The organism is Bacillus sp. FSL H7-0578 (genome assembly GCF_038630855.1).
GTDB lineage: Bacteria > Bacillota > Bacilli > Bacillales > Bacillaceae > Bacillus > Bacillus safensis.
Genome location: NZ_CP152045.1, coordinates 14,528 through 32,559, shown reverse-complemented (window position 1 = coordinate 32,559; position 18,032 = coordinate 14,528). Strand labels below are relative to the sequence as shown.

Annotated in this window: 18 protein-coding genes, 1 tRNA gene, 1 other RNA gene and 1 other annotated feature; of the genes, 6 read left to right on the top strand and 14 right to left on the bottom strand. The window is 40.2% G+C overall.

Annotated elements, in window-relative coordinates; all coding sequences use genetic code 11:
• Positions 1 to 140: 140 nt before the first annotated feature.
• From MHB41_RS00160 to tadA, 7 genes are all read right to left on the bottom strand, one after another.
• Positions 141 to 404, bottom strand: a complete 264-nt coding sequence (locus tag MHB41_RS00160; protein WP_034284261.1) for a pro-sigmaK processing inhibitor BofA family protein — start codon at positions 402 to 404, stop codon at positions 141 to 143.
• A gap of 66 nt (positions 405 to 470) precedes the next feature.
• On the bottom strand, positions 471 to 695 hold the full coding sequence (locus tag MHB41_RS00155) for a YaaL family protein (protein ID WP_024425764.1): 225 nt from the start codon (positions 693 to 695) through the stop codon (positions 471 to 473).
• An 18-nt stretch (positions 696 to 713) separates the two neighbouring features.
• Positions 714 to 1,310, bottom strand: coding sequence for a recombination protein RecR (gene recR / locus MHB41_RS00150; RefSeq protein WP_003218094.1), 597 nt, complete (start codon positions 1,308 to 1,310; stop codon positions 714 to 716).
• A gap of 15 nt (positions 1,311 to 1,325) precedes the next feature.
• Positions 1,326 to 1,649: a YbaB/EbfC family nucleoid-associated protein gene (locus MHB41_RS00145; RefSeq protein ID WP_008342011.1), complete on the bottom strand. Its 324-nt coding sequence runs from the start codon at positions 1,647 to 1,649 to the stop codon at positions 1,326 to 1,328.
• Positions 1,650 to 1,675: 26 nt separating this feature from the next.
• Positions 1,676 to 3,388, bottom strand: a complete 1,713-nt coding sequence (gene dnaX / locus MHB41_RS00140; RefSeq protein ID WP_046314485.1) for a DNA polymerase III subunit gamma/tau — start codon at positions 3,386 to 3,388, stop codon at positions 1,676 to 1,678.
• Between the two features lie 330 nt (positions 3,389 to 3,718).
• Positions 3,719 to 3,983, bottom strand: an RNA gene (gene ffs / locus MHB41_RS00135) — signal recognition particle sRNA large type.
• A gap of 76 nt (positions 3,984 to 4,059) precedes the next feature.
• Complete coding sequence (gene tadA, locus MHB41_RS00130; protein WP_041106248.1) at positions 4,060 to 4,536, bottom strand: tRNA adenosine(34) deaminase TadA; 477 nt, start codon at positions 4,534 to 4,536, stop codon at positions 4,060 to 4,062.
• A 79-nt stretch (positions 4,537 to 4,615) separates the two neighbouring features.
• Here tadA and MHB41_RS00125 point away from each other — a divergent pair, with 79 nt between their 5' ends.
• From MHB41_RS00125 to MHB41_RS00110, 4 genes are all read left to right on the top strand, one after another.
• Positions 4,616 to 5,170: an isochorismatase family cysteine hydrolase gene (locus tag MHB41_RS00125; RefSeq protein ID WP_342502603.1), complete on the top strand. Its 555-nt coding sequence runs from the start codon at positions 4,616 to 4,618 to the stop codon at positions 5,168 to 5,170.
• Between the two features lie 45 nt (positions 5,171 to 5,215).
• The gene (locus MHB41_RS00120) at positions 5,216 to 6,517 is read left to right on the top strand and encodes a glycoside hydrolase family 18 protein (RefSeq protein WP_046314483.1); all 1,302 of its coding nucleotides are present in this window, start codon (positions 5,216 to 5,218) and stop codon (positions 6,515 to 6,517) included.
• 85 nt (positions 6,518 to 6,602) lie between these two features.
• Positions 6,603 to 7,226 carry a deoxynucleoside kinase gene (locus tag MHB41_RS00115; RefSeq protein ID WP_024425759.1) on the top strand — a complete coding sequence of 208 codons (624 nt, stop codon included), beginning with the start codon at positions 6,603 to 6,605 and terminating at the stop codon, positions 7,224 to 7,226.
• Positions 7,223 to 7,882 carry a deoxynucleoside kinase gene (locus MHB41_RS00110; RefSeq protein ID WP_034284267.1) on the top strand — a complete coding sequence of 220 codons (660 nt, stop codon included), beginning with the start codon at positions 7,223 to 7,225 and terminating at the stop codon, positions 7,880 to 7,882. Before MHB41_RS00115 ends, MHB41_RS00110 begins: the two co-directional genes overlap by 4 nt.
• A gap of 89 nt (positions 7,883 to 7,971) precedes the next feature.
• Here the strand turns inward: MHB41_RS00110 and MHB41_RS00105 are convergent.
• The 5 genes from MHB41_RS00105 to pdxS all read right to left on the bottom strand — a co-directional run bounded on the left by MHB41_RS00105 (position 7,972) and on the right by pdxS (position 12,215).
• Positions 7,972 to 8,064 (bottom strand) — tRNA-Ser (locus tag MHB41_RS00105).
• 129 nt (positions 8,065 to 8,193) lie between these two features.
• The gene (locus tag MHB41_RS00100) at positions 8,194 to 9,024 is read right to left on the bottom strand and encodes a methyl-accepting chemotaxis protein (protein ID WP_024425758.1); all 831 of its coding nucleotides are present in this window, start codon (positions 9,022 to 9,024) and stop codon (positions 8,194 to 8,196) included.
• A gap of 101 nt (positions 9,025 to 9,125) precedes the next feature.
• Positions 9,126 to 10,400 (bottom strand): serine--tRNA ligase, encoded by a 1,275-nt coding sequence (gene serS / locus MHB41_RS00095; protein ID WP_024426746.1) that lies wholly within the window; start codon positions 10,398 to 10,400, stop codon positions 9,126 to 9,128.
• Between the two features lie 49 nt (positions 10,401 to 10,449).
• Positions 10,450 to 10,666: a binding site (T-box leader), on the bottom strand.
• A gap of 53 nt (positions 10,667 to 10,719) precedes the next feature.
• Positions 10,720 to 11,310, bottom strand: a complete 591-nt coding sequence (pdxT, locus tag MHB41_RS00090) for a pyridoxal 5'-phosphate synthase glutaminase subunit PdxT (RefSeq protein WP_034284269.1) — start codon at positions 11,308 to 11,310, stop codon at positions 10,720 to 10,722.
• 20 nt (positions 11,311 to 11,330) lie between these two features.
• Entirely contained in the window at positions 11,331 to 12,215 is an 885-nt protein-coding gene (pdxS, locus tag MHB41_RS00085; RefSeq protein WP_039175840.1) for a pyridoxal 5'-phosphate synthase lyase subunit PdxS, read from the bottom strand.
• Between the two features lie 246 nt (positions 12,216 to 12,461).
• Here pdxS and MHB41_RS00080 point away from each other — a divergent pair, with 246 nt between their 5' ends.
• On the top strand, positions 12,462 to 13,940 hold the full coding sequence (locus tag MHB41_RS00080) for a PLP-dependent aminotransferase family protein (RefSeq protein ID WP_041115180.1): 1,479 nt from the start codon (positions 12,462 to 12,464) through the stop codon (positions 13,938 to 13,940).
• Between the two features lie 41 nt (positions 13,941 to 13,981).
• On the opposite strand, the gene MHB41_RS00075 is transcribed toward MHB41_RS00080, so the two are convergent.
• On the bottom strand, positions 13,982 to 15,307 hold the full coding sequence (locus MHB41_RS00075; RefSeq protein WP_217008959.1) for a D-alanyl-D-alanine carboxypeptidase family protein: 1,326 nt from the start codon (positions 15,305 to 15,307) through the stop codon (positions 13,982 to 13,984).
• A 160-nt stretch (positions 15,308 to 15,467) separates the two neighbouring features.
• The gene (gene guaB / locus MHB41_RS00070; RefSeq protein ID WP_024426749.1) at positions 15,468 to 16,934 is read right to left on the bottom strand and encodes an IMP dehydrogenase; all 1,467 of its coding nucleotides are present in this window, start codon (positions 16,932 to 16,934) and stop codon (positions 15,468 to 15,470) included.
• 121 nt (positions 16,935 to 17,055) lie between these two features.
• Between guaB and MHB41_RS00065 the strand changes: the two genes are divergently transcribed.
• Positions 17,056 to 18,024, top strand: a complete 969-nt coding sequence (locus MHB41_RS00065; RefSeq protein WP_024426750.1) for a YaaC family protein — start codon at positions 17,056 to 17,058, stop codon at positions 18,022 to 18,024.
• The last annotated feature ends 8 nt before the right edge of the window (positions 18,025 to 18,032 follow it).

Genomic DNA, 18,032 nt, shown 5'->3' with positions numbered 1-18,032 from the left:
CAGAAGCGACTAGAACATCTTATCACATCCAAGTTGTTAGTGTCAACAACTTTTTTGTTATTATGTTTTTTCGTTTCTTCGTCATCAGCGACGTATATTAATTTACCACCCTATCCAATCAAAGTCAACAATATTTTTCATTAAATAATAAACTTTTCAATGACGATTAAAGCTGCTACGCCCGGAATACCCAATAAACCACTAATTCCACTCGTTACAGGGTTAATAGAGACATGTAATCCTAGACTCTCGCCAAATAGGTTGAGGCAAAATAAAAAAAGAGCGCCTGCTACAAACTTCACTCCGATAAGCCCTAACCATTTGAATGGATTCGCCTGCACACCTGACATAAACAACAATAGCACAGCTAGCAAAATTGACCCGATCACAATAACAGGTTCCATAATCCTCTCATCTCCTCTTCATATGAATAGTACAAGCATATGAGAGGACTATGTATAATAGACCTGCTATTTCCAGTTGTTTAAACGTAAATTCCTCTTTTTCGCTTCTCTCAGATAGAAAAAGTACTTCGCTTGAGCAAGCTTTAATTCGAATAGAATGTCCGGTGAAGGCTCAACGCTATTTGCGACAAGCTTTTTTTGTCTGTTCCATTCTTCCTTTTGCTTAAAAAGCTGTTGAATTAATTTCTCATCGAATTCTTTTCGAATTGATTTTCTGCGAAGAAAACCCATGTACCGTACTTCTCCTTCCTACATCTCACGTCTGCCTTCTAGAGCCTTAGACAGTGTAACTTCATCCGCATACTCTAAATCCCCGCCTACTGGAAGTCCGTGAGCAATGCGAGAGAGTTTAATTCCTGATGGTTTTAACAATCTGGAGATATACATGGCTGTTGCTTCTCCTTCAATGTTTGGATTGGTTGCAAGGATCACCTCTGTCACTTGATCGTCTTGCAATCTTTTTAATAGGTCAGGAATTTTAATATCCTCTGGGCCAATTCCGTCCATTGGCGAAATGGCACCATGAAGCACATGATATAAGCCGTTGTATTCTTTCATTTTTTCCATTGCGATTACATCTTTTGGATCCTGCACTACACAGATAACAGATTGATCTCTTCTTGTATCTTCACAAATATAGCAAGGATCTTGGTCTGTGATATGACCGCATACCGAACAATAAGTTAAATTACGCTTTGCATTTACAAGCGCCTTCGCAAAATCTAGTACGACATCTTCTTGCATACTAAGAACAAAAAAAGCCAGACGGACCGCAGTTTTCGGTCCGATTCCTGGCAATTTCATAAAGCTGTCAATCAGCTTTGATATTGGTTCAGGATATTGCATCTTCAGTTATTCCTCCTAGAATAAACCTGGCATGTTCATTCCTTTTGTGAATTGACCCATCGTTTCATTCGTTAGCTCATCGACTTTTTTCAATGCATCGTTTGTCGCAGCAAGTACAAGATCTTGAAGCATATCGATATCTTCTGGATCAACAACTTCTTCATTAATTGCTACATCAACGACTTCTTTTTGTCCATTTACTTTTACAGTGACCATACCGCCACCAGCTGTACCTTCAAGGACTTTTTCTGCAAGCTCTTCTTGAGCCTTCGCCATATCCTTTTGCATTTTTTGCATTTGTTTCATCATTTTTTGCATATTTCCCATTCCACCGCGCATATGAACACCACTCTCTTTCATTTTTATTAATCTTTAATTTCAATTAAATCGGTTCCTACTAATTTCTTTGCTTCCGCAATCAATGGATCCTCTTCAGAAGAAGTTTCCTGACCATCTGCTTGTTCATCCGGCTGATGATCTCTTAAAAATTCTTCTCTTATTTTACCCCATTGAGCGTCAGGAACGCCAACTAATTCCACTCTTTTTCCTAACATAGACTCTAGCAGTTGTTCAAGATTGGTCCGAACACCACTTTTATCTTCAGCAACCATTTTACAATGTATTTCAAATTTGAATTTTAAAACAAAGGCATGCGAAGCAGCCGCAACTGGCTCACTGTCCGTTAATAACGCAGCGTGAGACACCTTATTCTGCTGTTTCAACTGGGCAAGGAGCTCTCCCCATTTGCCTTTAATTTTTTCTAACTCAGGCCGTTTCGCTTCTTTTAGAATCTCATGAATTCGGCCGACAGGAGCACGATAGCCATTTTTGTTACTTGTTTGTGGTCGAGGCGCTTCCTTTTTTTCTTGAGGACTATGAGATGGAGACATTGGTACACCTTCGGCTCTTAGCCTTGATAGTTCCTGTTCCAGCCTGTTTATTTTATCTGTTAGCGCCGTTAAATCAGCGTCAGCATGACCTTGTGTCAATCCTGCTGTTGACTGACACAGCTTTACAACAGCTACCTCAAAGAAAATCCTTGGATGATTTGTCCATTTCATTTCTTGGTGGCTTTTATTCAGGACTTCAATGGTTTCATACAGAAATTGAGGTGTCACACGATCTGACAGCGCCACGAAACTTTCGTCGACCTTTACCTTTTCAAGGACCCCCTCGAGATCTGGTGCCGTTTTATAAAGCAGCATATCTCTAAAGTAAAAAATCATATCCTCTATTAATTTAGCAGCATCTTTCCCCTGCTGGAGCAACTCATTTAATGTATCTAACGCTGTCGCAATATTTTGATCAAAAATTGCTTCAGCAAGCTGACTAATGAAATGCTGAGATACAGCACCTGTAATGAGCAGCGCATCATCAATTGTCAATTGTTCACCACTAAATGAAATCGCTTGATCCAAGAGACTTAGTGCATCACGCATACCGCCATCAGCTGCACTAGCAATAATCTCGAGCGAACCCTCCTGTACGTTAAGGCCTTCTGCATCTACAATTTTCTCCATTCTTCCAACAATATCTTTAGTCGTGATTCGTTTGAAATCAAATCGCTGACAACGAGATATGATGGTAAGAGGAATCTTATGGGGCTCTGTGGTAGCCAAAATAAAGATACAATGAGCAGGCGGTTCTTCCAGCGTTTTAAGGAGGGCATTAAATGCACCGATAGAGAGCATATGTACTTCATCTATAATATAAACCTTATACGTAACCGCCGAAGGAGCAAATTTCACTTTATCACGTATATCACGGATTTCATCTACCCCGTTATTCGAGGCAGCATCTATTTCAATCACGTCTGAAATTGAACCGTTTGTAATCCCTTTACAGGCATCACATGCATTACACGGCTCACTAACAGGTGACTTTTCACAGTTCACTGCCTTAGCAAAGATTTTGGCAGCACTTGTTTTACCTGTTCCTCTAGGACCTGAAAATAAGTAAGCATGAGAAAACTTTTTCTGCAAAAGGGCATTTTGCAACGTTTTTGTGATGTGTTCTTGTCCAACAACATCCTCAAAAACTTGAGGTCTGAACACTCGATATAAAGCTTGATAACTCACAAATACGCCCTCCTCCATTTATCATCTTTTTCATTATACATGATGCACCGATCAATTCAAAAGCACACCTTTATTTTCTAATATGCCAAAAAGATGATTTCAACTATAGATTTTCTACTTTCCATGCATTAAAAACGTATTTTCTAGCTTTGTAAAAAGACCCGAAACCCCAAATAGAACACCAGTTCTTATTGCGATTAGTGAAACAAACAAATGGAACCAAAAAGACTTTTTATCTATTTGTATAACCAAAGCAATTCAGCTATTCTTTGAACAGCAACAAAAAACTCACCTAGTTAAACTAGATGAGTTACATTTAATATTGATTTACCGTGCACCTTCTGTCGATTCGCTACCCCAAGCGTTACTTAAACAGTTAGCTCGGCCCAGGCAACCCTGCGGCACATGAGAGGTTTCACTTAATGCTGCTTCCTTCCGGACCTGACATGGTTCATGAATTCCCATTGCGCAGGACCCAGACGTCAACACCACTTATTTAAGGCAGACCTTGAAGTAAACGAACCTCGAGAAGGGATTCGGCCTCGCTAGAGCGGATTGCGAGTACAGGGCACCGCTACCTCCCCGCTTAGCACGGCAAAATGAATATTAAATTGTTAGTGACGCAGACATAAGTATACCTTCTTATAGCTCAAATTGCAAACGGCATCCATTCATTTACTTTTGGCTTGTTTCTTTCGCTGACGGAGATTTCGGAAGAACTGACTTAACAGCTCACCACACTGATTTTCAAGTACACCACCGATGACCTCAGACTGATGATTGAACCGTTCATCATCCAGTAAATTCATTAAAGTACCTGCGCATCCACCTTTTGGATCGTATGCACCAAAAACGACCTTTTTCACTCTAGAGAGAACAATAGCACCCGCACACATTGGGCATGGCTCAAGCGTAACGTAAAGCACAGCATCTTCTAAACGCCAGCTCCCTGTCGCTTTACATGCTTCATCAATAGCAAGTAATTCTGCATGTGCAATCGAACGCTGCTCACTTTCCCTTAAATTATGAGCCCGGCTCACAATTTGATCATCAACAACAATGATCGCACCAATCGGCACTTCCCCTATTTGTTCTGCTTTTAAGGCTTCAGAAATGGCTTCTTGCATAAACTGTTCATCTTTCGTCATAGCACGGCTCTCTTTTCATGTTTTTTAAAAGGAAATTGAGGTTAACATATTATCACAATCTTTTAAAGGGGGTCTTATTTTGTCAAAGCACCAAAAGGCGCTGCTTATTATCGACATAATTAATGATTTTGATTTTGAAATGGGACATGTGCTTGCAGAAAAAACAGAGCAAATGACCAATAAAATTTTAGCTCTTAAACAACATGCTTTCAAGGAAAATTGGCCAATCATTTATATCAACGATCACTACGGACTTTGGAAGGCTGATATCCAAGCTGTTCTGGAAACATGCAAAAACGAAAGAAGCGCTCCTATTTTAGAGAAAATGACACCATCTAAAGATAATTACTTCTTGATTAAACCTAAGCATTCTGCCTTCTACGGTACTGCACTAGAGACACTCTTAAATGAATTAGGTGTTGAGGACATTATTCTAACTGGAATTGCCGGAAACATTTGCGTTTTGTTCACTGCAAATGACGCATACATGCGAGAATACAATCTAATTGTACCTAAAGATTGTATCGCTTCAAACGACGACAGAGATAACGACTACGCTTTAACGATGATGGAGAACGTTCTTCTAGCCAAAATCACTACCGCTAAGGAAATCACGAATGAAAATCAAACATGATTTAGCCATAACCCTCATAAATTGTTAGCAATAACAAAGGGGGCGTTGACTATTCAAATTTATGTTGTCAAAAGAGGAGATACTTTAAACGACATTGCTATGCGTTTTAAAACGACAGTCAATGAAATCATCCGTACTAACGAAATCGAAACACCAAATCAACTCGTCATTGGACAAACAATTGTCATTCCAATTAGAGGTCAATTTTATGAGGTCAAACAAAATGACACACTATATCAAATTGGTAGACGGTTTCAAATCTCAGTGGAAGAATTGGCACGCGTGAACAGAATTCGGCCTGAAGCAATACTGCCTGTTCGTTTCTTGCTCTATATTCCACAAAGACCGAAAAGGAACATTAATTCCAATGCTTATATTGAACCACGGGGAAATCAAGTCAGTGAAAACTTAAAGCAGGCAGCTAGAGAGGCCTCCCCATACTTAACCCATTTAGACATCTTTAGTTTTCAAGCACAAAGAGATGGGACACTGCGAGAACCACCGTTAGACCAACTACCCCAGATTGCCGCTCAGAACAGAACTGTATTAACCATGGTGGTGACAAATCTAGAGAATGAAAAATTCAGTGATGAACTTGGGCGTATTCTTTTAACTAACCAATCTGTCAAAACGGCATTTTTAGATGAAATTGTTCGTGTTGCCAAAAAGTATCAATTCAAAGAAATCCATTTTGATTTTGAATATTTACGCCCTGTTGATAAAGATGCTTATATTCAATTTTTAAGAGAAGCAACAGCCCGTTTCCATCAAGAAAGATGGACAATATCTGTTGCACTTGCACCAAAAACAAGTAGTCAGCAAAAGGGCAAATGGTATGAAGCCCATGACTATGAAGCGATCGGTAAGATCGTCGATCATGTTGTGCTGATGACCTATGAATGGGGGTACAGCGGCGGCCCTCCACAAGCTGTCTCTCCAATTGGACCTGTCCGCCAAGTCATTGAATATGCACTAACTGTCATACCGGCCAATAAAATTGTAATGGGGCAGAATTTATACGGCTATGATTGGACACTTCCTTTCGTCCAGGGCGGCCCCATCGCCAAAGCCGTCAGTCCTCAACAAGCAATTGCACTTGCTAGAGAGCACAATGTCTCTATCTTATACGACGAAACAGCACAAGCACCCCATTTTCGTTATACAGATGCCAACAACAAAGAGCATGAGGTCTGGTTCGAAGACGCTAGATCGATTCAAGCAAAATTCAATCTCATCAAAGAGCTAAAATTGAACGGCATTGCTTATTGGAAATTAGGTCTATCTTTCCCACAAAATTGGCTCTTATTATCAGATCAATTTAATATTGAAAAAAGAACGACATCGTAATCCATTCACTCTATCAATTAGAAGGGGTATGGTACAATATATATTGGTTTGACAACTTTAACTTTATAGATAGAGGAGAACGCCTATGTATCCTGCCCCTTTTATTGCAGTGGAAGGCCCAATTGGAGCCGGAAAAACAACTTTGGCTACAATGCTTGCGAAGGAATTTCAATTTCCTTTAGTAAAAGAGATTGTAGAAGAAAATCCATTCTTAGATAAATTTTATGAAGATATGGAACAATGGAGCTTTCAGCTTGAGATGTTCTTTTTATGCAATCGGTTCAAACAGTTAGAATCAATTGAAGAAAACTATGTGAATAAACAGCAGCCGGTTGTCACTGATTATCACGTCTATAAAAATATGATATTTGCAGAAAGAACATTATCAAAAAAGCACATGGATAAATACAGAAAGATCTATCACCTGCTAACAGATGATCTTCCTAAACCAAATGCCATGATCTATATAAAAGCCAGCCTTCCCACCTTACTTGAAAGAATACAGATGAGAGGACGCTCTTTTGAAGAAGACATTGACCCAGCTTATTTAAAAACACTCATTGAAGATTACGAGCTGGCCATTGAACATTTAAAACAGACTGAGCCAGGGCTTCCCATCATTACAATTGAAGGAGATCATACAGACTTCGTTTCCTCACAGCAAGATTACCAGCAAATTGTACAGAACATAAAGGAGCAAGTGCTATGAACAATATCAAAATACCAAAGGACGCAGTCATCACAATTGCCGGGACTGTTGGTGTCGGCAAATCAACTATGACCAAAACAATAGCGGACAAGCTAGGGTTTCAAACCTCTCTTGAAAAAGTAGATGATAACCCATATTTAGAGCCTTTTTATTCAGATTTCCAAAGATGGAGCTTCCACTTACAGGTCTATTTCCTAGCTGAGCGTTTTAAGGAGCAAAAGCGGATTTTTGAATCTGGCGGAGGATATGTACAAGATCGTTCCATTTATGAGGACACTGGCATTTTTGCAAAAATGCATGCGGACAAAGGTACGATGTCTGAGGTCGATTATGAAACGTATACAAGCCTATTTGAGGCGATGGTGATGACACCTTACTTCCCTCACCCTGATGTCCTCATCTATCTACACGGAGATTTAGATCATATTTTACATCGTATTGAAGAACGCGGCAGAGAGATGGAAACTCAAACTGACCGGGCTTATTGGGAAGAAATGTACACTCGATACACGGAATGGATCGAACAATTTGATTTATGCCCAGTGATTAAAATTAATATTGAAGATTACGACTTACTTCATGATGAAAGCTCACTTGATCCCATTCTTCATGAAATAGCTTCTGTTATTCAAAAAAATCGCAATAAAACAAAATAAAAAAAACCGCTGCATTCGCGAAATGCAGCGGTTTGACAATTTCCAATTTTTATGCTTGCGTTCAATTCAACTAAGGTAAAAAATCAATATGGCGGAGGAAGAGGGATTCGAACCCCCGCGGGCTTTGACACCCCTGTCGGTTTTCAAGACCGATCCCTTCAGCCGGACTTGGGTATTCCTCCGTATCGACAAGAATTAATATACCATATCATTTTATTTGAAGTCAACACCTTTTCGTAAAAAAATTTCAATATGTGATTTTTGCATGATGTTTGCCTATAAAAAAGCAGCCATTGACGGCTGCTCTTGATCTATTTCGTATCCTGTCTAATTTCTTCAATAAACTGATTCATCTCTACTTTAAACTCATTTAATGACTCGATAATCTTCGTAAAGTCTGTCACTTGTTTGGCTTGTTCATTTGTTGAGCTGCTGATTTGTGAGATGTTTTCAGACAAAGTGCCAATGCTGTCTTGGATTTCTTTTAAAAATGTATTAATGGTTTCAGCCGCTTCCTTCGAGCCATCTGATAATTTGCGAACTTCATCAGCAACGACAGCAAACCCTTTTCCGTTCTCACCTGCTCTTGCGGCTTCAATTGCAGCATTTAAACCAAGCAGATTTGTTTGTCTAGCAATTCCGCCAATGGTTTTGACGACTTCTTCAATATTCGCAGATTTCTCTTCCGCTCTTCCTGCCTGTTCGCTTATTTCTAAACTTGTGGCAGCCAGTTCTTGTGAATGTGCAGCAATTTGCTCAATTCCACCTTGGAGTTCTTTCGCTACTTTATTGATTTGCTCCATATAACCGCTTAATTTCTTTTCGCGATGATGTGAAAATGCCACTAAAAAAGAGCCGATTACTTTTCTATCTTCATCAAAAATCGGGTAACCTTTTACAGCAATTTCATAACCATATAAATGCTCTGGTAAATGACCGTCATATTCTTGTCCTCTTAATGTCGTCGCCACATTTTGGTCTTCTGGGTTCAATGGGTCTCCAACTTTCATACCAAAATCTATTGTGTTAGACGGGTAATAACAAAGTATCTTCTCTGTATCTGTGATGCCGAAAAGAATACTTTCATCTAGTACCTTTCTAAGTAAATGAGCCATTTCAACATAATAGTCAAGCCTATTCACGGTTATTCCTTCTTTCCTAGAAGCTTTTAATTTTTTTATCGGCTAAATTCAGGAAAACTGTAGGACTTTTGGTAAAAAGAAAAAGATGCCTTGACGGCATCTTATTTCATCACTTCTTTATTTCCCATATAAGGACGCAGTACTTCAGGAATGATCACTGTGCCGTCCTCTTGTTGATAGTTTTCTAAAATAGCCGCTACGGTTCTTCCTACCGCTAATCCAGATCCATTTAATGTGTGGACATGTTCTGGCTTCGCTTTAGGTTCTGGACGGAAACGAATGTTTGCACGTCTTGCTTGGAATGCTTCGAAGTTACTGCAAGAAGAAATTTCACGGTACGTATTCTGGCTCGGAATCCACACTTCGATGTCGTATTTCTTCGCAGCTGTGAATCCTAAATCTCCCGTACACATGCTCATGACACGGTATGGCAGGTTCAATAGCTGAAGAACTTTTTCTGCTTGATTTGTTAGTTTCTCTAATTCTTCATAAGAATCTTCTGGTCTGACAAATTTAACAAGCTCTACCTTGTTAAATTGATGCTGACGGATGAGTCCACGTGTATCTCTTCCGGCAGATCCTGCTTCTGATCTAAAGCAAGCACTGAATGCTGCATAGTTGATTGGCAGCTGCTCACCTTCGAGAATTTCGTCACGATGCATGTTCGTAATTGGCACTTCAGCTGTTGGAATGAGGAAGTAATCTTCTTCACGTATTTTAAAGGCATCCTCTTCGAACTTTGGAAGCTGACCAGTTCCTGTCATGCTCGCTCTGTTGACCATATAAGGTGGAAGCACTTCAGTAAAACCAAACTCATCCACATGTAAATCAAGCATAAAGTTATACAATGCGCGTTCTAAGCGTGCGCCAAGCCCTTTATAAAAAACGAAACGGCTTCCTGTCACTTTTCCTGCACGTTCAAAATCAAGGATTTTTAGCTCATCAGCTACGTCCCAATGTGGTTTTGGTTCAAATGAGAAGGCTGGCTGTTCGCCCCATTTTCTCACTTCCACGTTGTCGTCTTCTGTTTCACCAACTGGTACAGAGTCATGGGGGATATTTGGAATTGAGAACAGGATGTGCTGCAGGCTTTCTTCTACTGTTCTTAGCTCATCATCCAGCTTCTTGATCTCATCTCCTACCTCACGCATTTCTTGAATAATGTGATCGGCGTCTTTCTTTTCTCTTTTTAGAACGGCCACTTGCTGTGATACTTCATTTCTTCGGCTCTTTAATTCTTCTGTTTTCCCGATTAATTCTCTTCTTTTTTGATCTAGCTCACCAAACTTATCAAAATCCGCTAAATCTTCGCCTCGGTGTGCTAATTTTTCTTTGATTTGATCAAAGTCCGTGCGCAGTTGTTTAATATCCAGCATGTGTAACACTCCTTTTTTTATCGAAAAATAAAAAGAGCCCTCATCCCATGAAAGGGACGAGAGCTCTCGCGTTGCCACCCTGATTGAAAACATGCAAAGACATGCTTTCCTCTTTCCTCTGTAACGGTATCACCGTAAATGCTTACTTCTCTAGTTTCAGCATTTCGCTCAAGGATGGATTCAGAATGCATCTTTCACCGATTCTCACCAACCATCGGCTCTCTGAGAAAGAGGGGCTTCTTACTATTTCCCGTCAACGCTTTTTCGATCTTTGATTGTGATTTTAATGTACTATAAGTTTTATCTCTTTTCAACCGTTTTATACAGCAAGCTTCGTTTTGTAGGACTTCACCATGTCTACAAACAGCTGTGTTAACCGGTGATCGTCTGTCAGCTCTGGATGAAAAGAGCAGCCTAAGATATTGTTTTCTTTCGCCATCACAATCCTGCCATCATATTCAGCCATGATTTCTACGTCATCATCTGCGCTGATGATATGAGGCGCACGGATGAATACCCCTGTAAACGGCGCATCCAGTCCTTTTACTTCTAAATCTGCTTCAAAGCTGTCTACCTGTCTGCCAAAAGAATTCCGTGCAACAGATACATTTAACAGTCCAAGATGAGCATCTTCTCGATCTTCGATATGCTTTGCCAGCATAATCAAACCGGCACATGTCCCGAAAATCGGTTTCCCTTGAGCAGCGAACGCTTTGATCGGGTCATTGAATTGGTACGTATCCATGAGTCTTCTCATCGTCGTACTTTCTCCACCAGGGATAATCAAACCGTCAACGGATTTTAGCTCTTCTACACGTTTGATGATCTTTCCTTCTGCGCCGCAGGCTTCAATCGATTGAATATGCTCTCTCACCGCTCCTTGAAGCCCTAGTACACCAATTGTCAGCATGTTCGTTTGCGCTCCCTTAATTACCAGCCACGCTCTTGCATACGTTCTTCTGGCAGTAGATTTGAAATTTCAATTCCTTTCATAGCTGTTCCAAGCTCTTTTGAAAGTTCTGCAATGAGACGGTAATCAGTGTAATGAGTCGTTGCTTCAACAATTGCTTTTGCAAATTTAGCTGGATTGTCTGATTTGAAAATACCAGATCCGACAAATACACCGTCTGCGCCTAGCTGCATCATTAATGCAGCATCTGCTGGTGTCGCAACGCCTCCTGCTGCAAAGTTCACAACTGGCAGTTTGCCGTCTCTTTTGATTTGCAGCAATAATTCATAAGGCGCGCCAAGATTCTTGGCTTCTGTCATCAGTTCATCTTCACTCATAGCCGATACTTTACGAATCTGAGCATTGACCTTTCTCATATGACGAACAGCTTCTACGATGTTGCCTGTCCCAGGTTCTCCTTTTGTGCGAAGCATAGAAGCGCCTTCTGCGATACGGCGGGTTGCCTCACCTAAATCGCGGCATCCACAGACAAAAGGTACTGTGTATTCATTTTTATTTAAATGGAATTCCTCATCTGCGGGCGTCAGCACTTCACTCTCATCGATATAATCAACACCAAGTGCTTCAAGAACACGAGCCTCGACGATGTGGCCGATACGTGCTTTTGCCATGACTGGAATCGTTACTGCATTTTGTACTTCCTCTACGATTCTTGGGTCTGCCATACGGGCAACACCGCCTGCAGCACGGATATCAGCTGGTACTCGTTCTAGTGCCATGACTGCCACTGCACCTGCTTCTTCTGCAATTTTTGCCTGCTCCGCATTGACGACATCCATAATGACGCCGCCCTTTTGCATTTCTGCCATTCCACGTTTCACTCGTTCAGTTCCCTTATTGCTCACAATAGTTTCCTCCCATTTGTCTATTCGATTCATTCAACATCTTTATCATACAAGCGAGGAAGTATAACAATAAAGAGAATAGTATAACAATTCAATCAGCCGATAAAAAAGAATAAATCCTTGTATATAAAGGGTTTTCAGCTAAAAACATGTCATTTTCTCTATCAAGTGAGATTTACATGTTATAATGCAACTATAACAATTAAAAATCATGTATAACAATTTTGTTTTCAATGGAGGGGTTTCATGCATATTGATATCCATCGACACTCTGATACATCTCTTTCAAATCAAATTTACTTTTCAATCATCGATCACATTCAATCGGGTTTGCTTCAGCAAGGAGAAAAGCTGCCAACTGTCCGTGATTTAGCTAAACAGCTCAATGTGAGTCTTGTCACGGCAGCTAAGGCATACACCCGATTAAAAGACGACGGATACTTAACGACGGTGCAAGGTAAAGGAACTTTTGTGAATGAGCAGCAAGAGCAGACAGAGACCCCGGTTCCATCATCTACCTCTTTCGATTGGCAGTTGTCGATTCCAGATTATTTACCACGATCTCAATTCGCTCAGTATCACTATGTCGAAGAAGCCATTAACCTTTCTTCCTCTATGATCGATCCAGGGCTTTTGCCAAACCGGTATTTAGAAAAAGAAATGCAGCATGTACTAGCCAGACATCCTCAAATCATGTCGAAGTATGGAGAAATACAAGGTGATCTTCAGCTGCGACAAGTCATTCAGTCCTTTTTAGAAAAGTTGGATGTGCCCTCTACACCTGAAAATATCCTTGTAACAAGTGGTTCTCAGCAAGGGCTTGATTTGGTGGCACGTACGTTTATTGGTCCGGATGATGTGGTTGTCATGGAAGCACCGACCTATCCTGGGGCCATTGATGTCTTTATGGGCAGAGGAGCAAGAATCATTACCGTCCCTGTCGATCATGAAGGAATGAACATGAAGCAGCTTCAAAGCATTTGTGATAAATATAAACCGAAGCTGATCTATACGATTCCTACTTTCCACAGTCCAACAGGAGCCAGTATGTCGATGAAGCGTAGAAAACAGCTTCTCTTACTGGCTCAAAGCATTGATTGTCTCATTGTAGAAGATGACCCTTATCGTGAGCTTTATTTTGAAAAGAAGCCGCCAGCACCTATTAAAAGCTTGGACCATGATGGACACGTCATTTATTTACGAGGATTAAGTAAAACACTGGCTCCAGGATGCAGAATAGGGATTATCACCGCATCAGGCTCAATATTTAACCGCTTATTAGCTGCAAAGGCCAATAATGACTTAGGCAGCCCTCTCCTCACACAAAAGGCCATATTGCCGTTTCTGACATCGAAGAAAATGATTGATCATACGAAGAAGCTAAGAACCGCCTTGAAGGTGAGACGCGATTTGATGATGGATGTGTTAACGAAGCACGCACCGAAAGATGTAACGTGGCAAATTCCACAGGGCGGTCTCAATTTATGGCTCAGCTTTCCTTCCTGGGTCGATACACGAGCACTGTTACATGAGGCCCGTAAGCAGCAAATTACTTTTCTACCTGGCTCTGTCTGCTATCCTGGAGAGCCGAAACAGAATTATATCCGCCTCAGCTTTTCTTATGTGAATGAAAAAGCACTGGCCGAGGGCGTGGAAAAGTTATGTGGTATTTTTCAGCAAGCCTTGTCCACTCCTCAAAATCAGAAGCAATCGCTCTTCTTTTAACGATAAAAAAACTGCTCTCGTGTATAGAGAGCAGTTTTTTATTAGAACCAGCCTTTTACTGTGTCAACGATTCCGCCCCAAATGCCAGCGAAGAATCCACCTACACCACGCATTGCAAGGATGAACCAGTTTGCTTTTTCATCGCTTGTTTTCGTCACAAGCTCAACACCTGATTGGTCTTTATTTAAATAACCGTAGTCCTTCTCATCACCAGAATAAGAAGTCGTCAGCATGCCAACCTTCGTTCCTTTTTTAATAGGCGCTTCTAGTTTCTTTTTCTCGATATTTACTTTTGCTTTATAGCTCTTTTCGTCACCATTTTTTACTGGCACAGAAAATGCTTCTTTCGTCACAACAGGTACTTCTTTATCTTTGCCTTTATCCACTTCGATGTTTTCATGTCCTTTAATTTGTTGACCTTTTTTGTACATTTCTTTCATCGTGAAGTTTTTAAACGCATAGTCGAACAGTTTTTTCGCCACGTCGAAACGTGCTGTATGAAGATTACCTTTTGCATTCAAGATAACTGCGATGACACGCATGTCACCTTGTTTTGCTGTACCTGTGAAGCTAGAACCTGCTGAATCTGTAGATCCTGTTTTCAGACCATCTACACCTTTATATTCCTTCACAAGTCCTTTAAGCATGAAGTTCCAGTTAGGCATGTCCATTTCATCGTCAGTGCCTTCTCTGAACTTTGTTTTCGCAATACTTGCTGTTTCAAGAATTTCTGGATGGTCTTTGATGAGATGCTGTGCTAGCAATGCCATATCTTTTGCAGATACTTCACTTTCTTCATCAGGACCTGTACCTTTTGGCTGTTGGCCATGTAAGTCTTTATTTTCTAGACCAGTTGCATTCACGAATTTGTAGTTTGTTAAACCAAGTTCTTTCGCTTTTGCGTTCATTTTTTCAACAAATTTCGATTCTGATCCAGCGATCACTTCTGCTAAACCAATCGCTGCTGCATTTGCTGAATAAATAGCCGTTGCTTGATAAAGTTCTTTTACTGTATACGAGCCATCTTTTCTCAAAGGAACGTTAGATAAACTGCGGTCCTGAGAAATTTCGTATACATAATCATCTGGCGTATACTTTTGATCCCATTTCACCTTGCCGTCAGCAATCGCCTCTAGTAATAGATACTCTGTCATCATTTTAGCCATACTTGCAATAGGCAGTCTTTGATCTGCGTTTTTACTATAAAGAATTTTACCTGTAGAAGCTTCAATAAGGATCGCTGCTTTCGCATTCACACTGAATGGATCTTCAGCAGCTTTTGCTTTGGACATTGGTGTAAATGCTGTAACAATCAATGCCAATGCAAGGATAGAGACCATAAGCTGTTTCATCATCTTGCTGTTCAATCGTCATACCTCCGTATTCATCTTTTTTCGACGTTTTTCATATATATGTAATCCACAAGGGCTTATCTCAACACAACAGTATAAATTTTATCACAATAAAGACAAAAAAAATAGACAGAGTCATAGACCCTGTCAAATGTAATTTGATTGTCACAATTTATCAAGAAATTGTGTAGTTTGGTGATTCTTTTGTAATTTGTACATCATGTGGATGACTCTCACGAAGTCCTGCACCCGTCATACGAATGAATTGTGCTTCTTCTCTAAGAGTGCGTAAATCTTGTGTTCCACAATAGCCCATACCAGAACGAATACCGCCAACTAGTTGATACACTGTATCAACGACTGGCCCTTTGTATGGTGTACGGCCTTCAATACCTTCAGGAACGAATTTTTTATTATCTTCTTGGAAGTAACGATCTTTACTTCCTTTTTCCATTGCAGCGACAGAACCCATACCACGATAAACTTTGAAACGTCTACCTTGGAAAATTTCTGTTTCTCCTGGGCTTTCAGATGTACCAGCTAGAAGGCTTCCCAGCATAACAGCATGTCCGCCAGATGCTAATGCTTTCACGATATCACCTGAATATTTAATTCCACCATCTGCAATAATAGCTTTACCATGTTTTCTTGCTTCTGTTGCACAGTCATAGATCGCTGTGATTTGTGGTACACCGACACCTGCAACAACACGTGTTGTACAAATAGATCCTGGTCCGATACCGACTTTCACAATATCTGCTCCTGCTTCAAACAATGCTTTTGTTGCTTCAGCTGTTGCAACATTACCAGCAATGATGTTAAGAGAAGGATACGTTTCACGGATTTTCGATACAGTGTTTAGAACACCTTGAGAATGACCGTGTGCTGTATCAATGACAATGACATCTACATTGGCTTCGACTAATTTTTTCACACGTGTCATTGTATCGCCAGTGACACCAACAGCGGCACCAACAATTAAACGGCCATGTGCATCTTTAGAGGAGTTAGGGAATTCAATCACTTTTTCAATATCTTTGATTGTGATAAGACCTTTTAACGTTCCTTCGTCATCTAAAAGAGGTAATTTTTCAATCTTGTACTGCTGTAGGATTTTTTCAGCTTCTTCTAATGTTGTACCAACAGAAGCTGTCACAAGTTCCTCTTTTGTCATCACGTCGCTAATCTTCATTGAATAATCCGAAATAAAACGAAGGTCACGGTTCGTAATAATACCAACAAGCTTTTGGTCTTGTTCATTGTTGACAATCGGTACACCTGAAATACGGTATTTACCCATCAAATGCTCTGCATCAAATACTTGATGCTCTGGTGTTAAGAAGAATGGATTTGTAATAACGCCGCGCTCTGAACGTTTTACTTTATCCACCTGTTCTGCTTGCTGTTCAATGGACATGTTCTTATGAATAATACCAAGACCACCTTGACGTGCCATTGCAATCGCCATTTGTGATTCCGTCACTGTGTCCATTCCCGCACTGATAATTGGAATGTTTAGCTTTAATGTGCTTGTTAGCTCCACTGATAAATCGACATCACGCGGAAGTACTTCAGACTTTGCTGGAACAAGCAAAACATCGTCAAACGTCAAACCTTCTTTTGAAAATTTACTTTCCCACATTAGTAAATCCCCCTCTTTTCGGCAAAATATTATATGTAGATTATCAACTAGCAAACAGCATGTCAAGGAAGCAACAAACAGTTGCAATTTTTAGAAAATATAAAGAGAGTTGAGGAAGAAGATGAAAAGTTCAGGATGGAAGGATTTAAAACGTTTTTACTCGCTCGAAACCTCCCAAAAGTTTCTATTTCAACAATATGAGAAACGGAACATTCAAGATGCAAACCAGCAAGCCTATAAAAACTGTGAACGATTTATTTACTTTTTAAAACATGGCCATACGTTCTATGAACAGGCAGCGATCGCGCCTCTAGAACTTAAACCCATTTTATTGTTTTATGGAATGGCACAGCTGCTAAAAGCATGTTTGCTGACAGTGGATCCCCATTATCCTTCTCAAACCTCTGTTTTAGCTCATGGCGTAACATCGAGAAAGAGAAAGAAACAGCATTACCGTTTTAGTGAAGATGAGGTGAAAATCCAAAGAAATGGGCTATGTATGCATGTGTTAAAGCATCTATTTCAATTAAATGGTCTTGAAGATGAACGATTTACGATGATCCATCTCCTGTCTAAAATACCTGAAATGAGTCATATTCTTGAGTTTCAAAAGCAGCCCTCGACTTTAGTTAAAGTAGAAAAGGCTAATGGAATGATGATTCAAGATCATATTCCATTACTTTATAACATGTCTGCTGAACGCTTTATTGAATACTTTGAGTTTCATACAAGCTGGAAACTCAAACAGAGAGAGGCTAAAAAACTGACGTTTGATGTATTTCTTGAAGAAAACCCAGCACTTGCTACTCATCTTCATTATGATTTAGAAATGGATCAATGGTTTATACCCTCAACACGAGATGCTTTTCTAGGGATTCCTGAAATCATCAGCCATTACTTATTGATGTATAACCTTAGTATGATTGCCCGCTACGAAACAGAATGGTGGTACGAGCTGCTGTCTCAATACATTAGCGATGATTACGTCATGATTGAACGCTACATGGAGATTGCAGAAGAGAAGTTCCCAGCATACATCATGATGCTGTTAGAAGAAAAAACAAAAAAGACCAGTTCCGACTGGAACTGATCCTAATA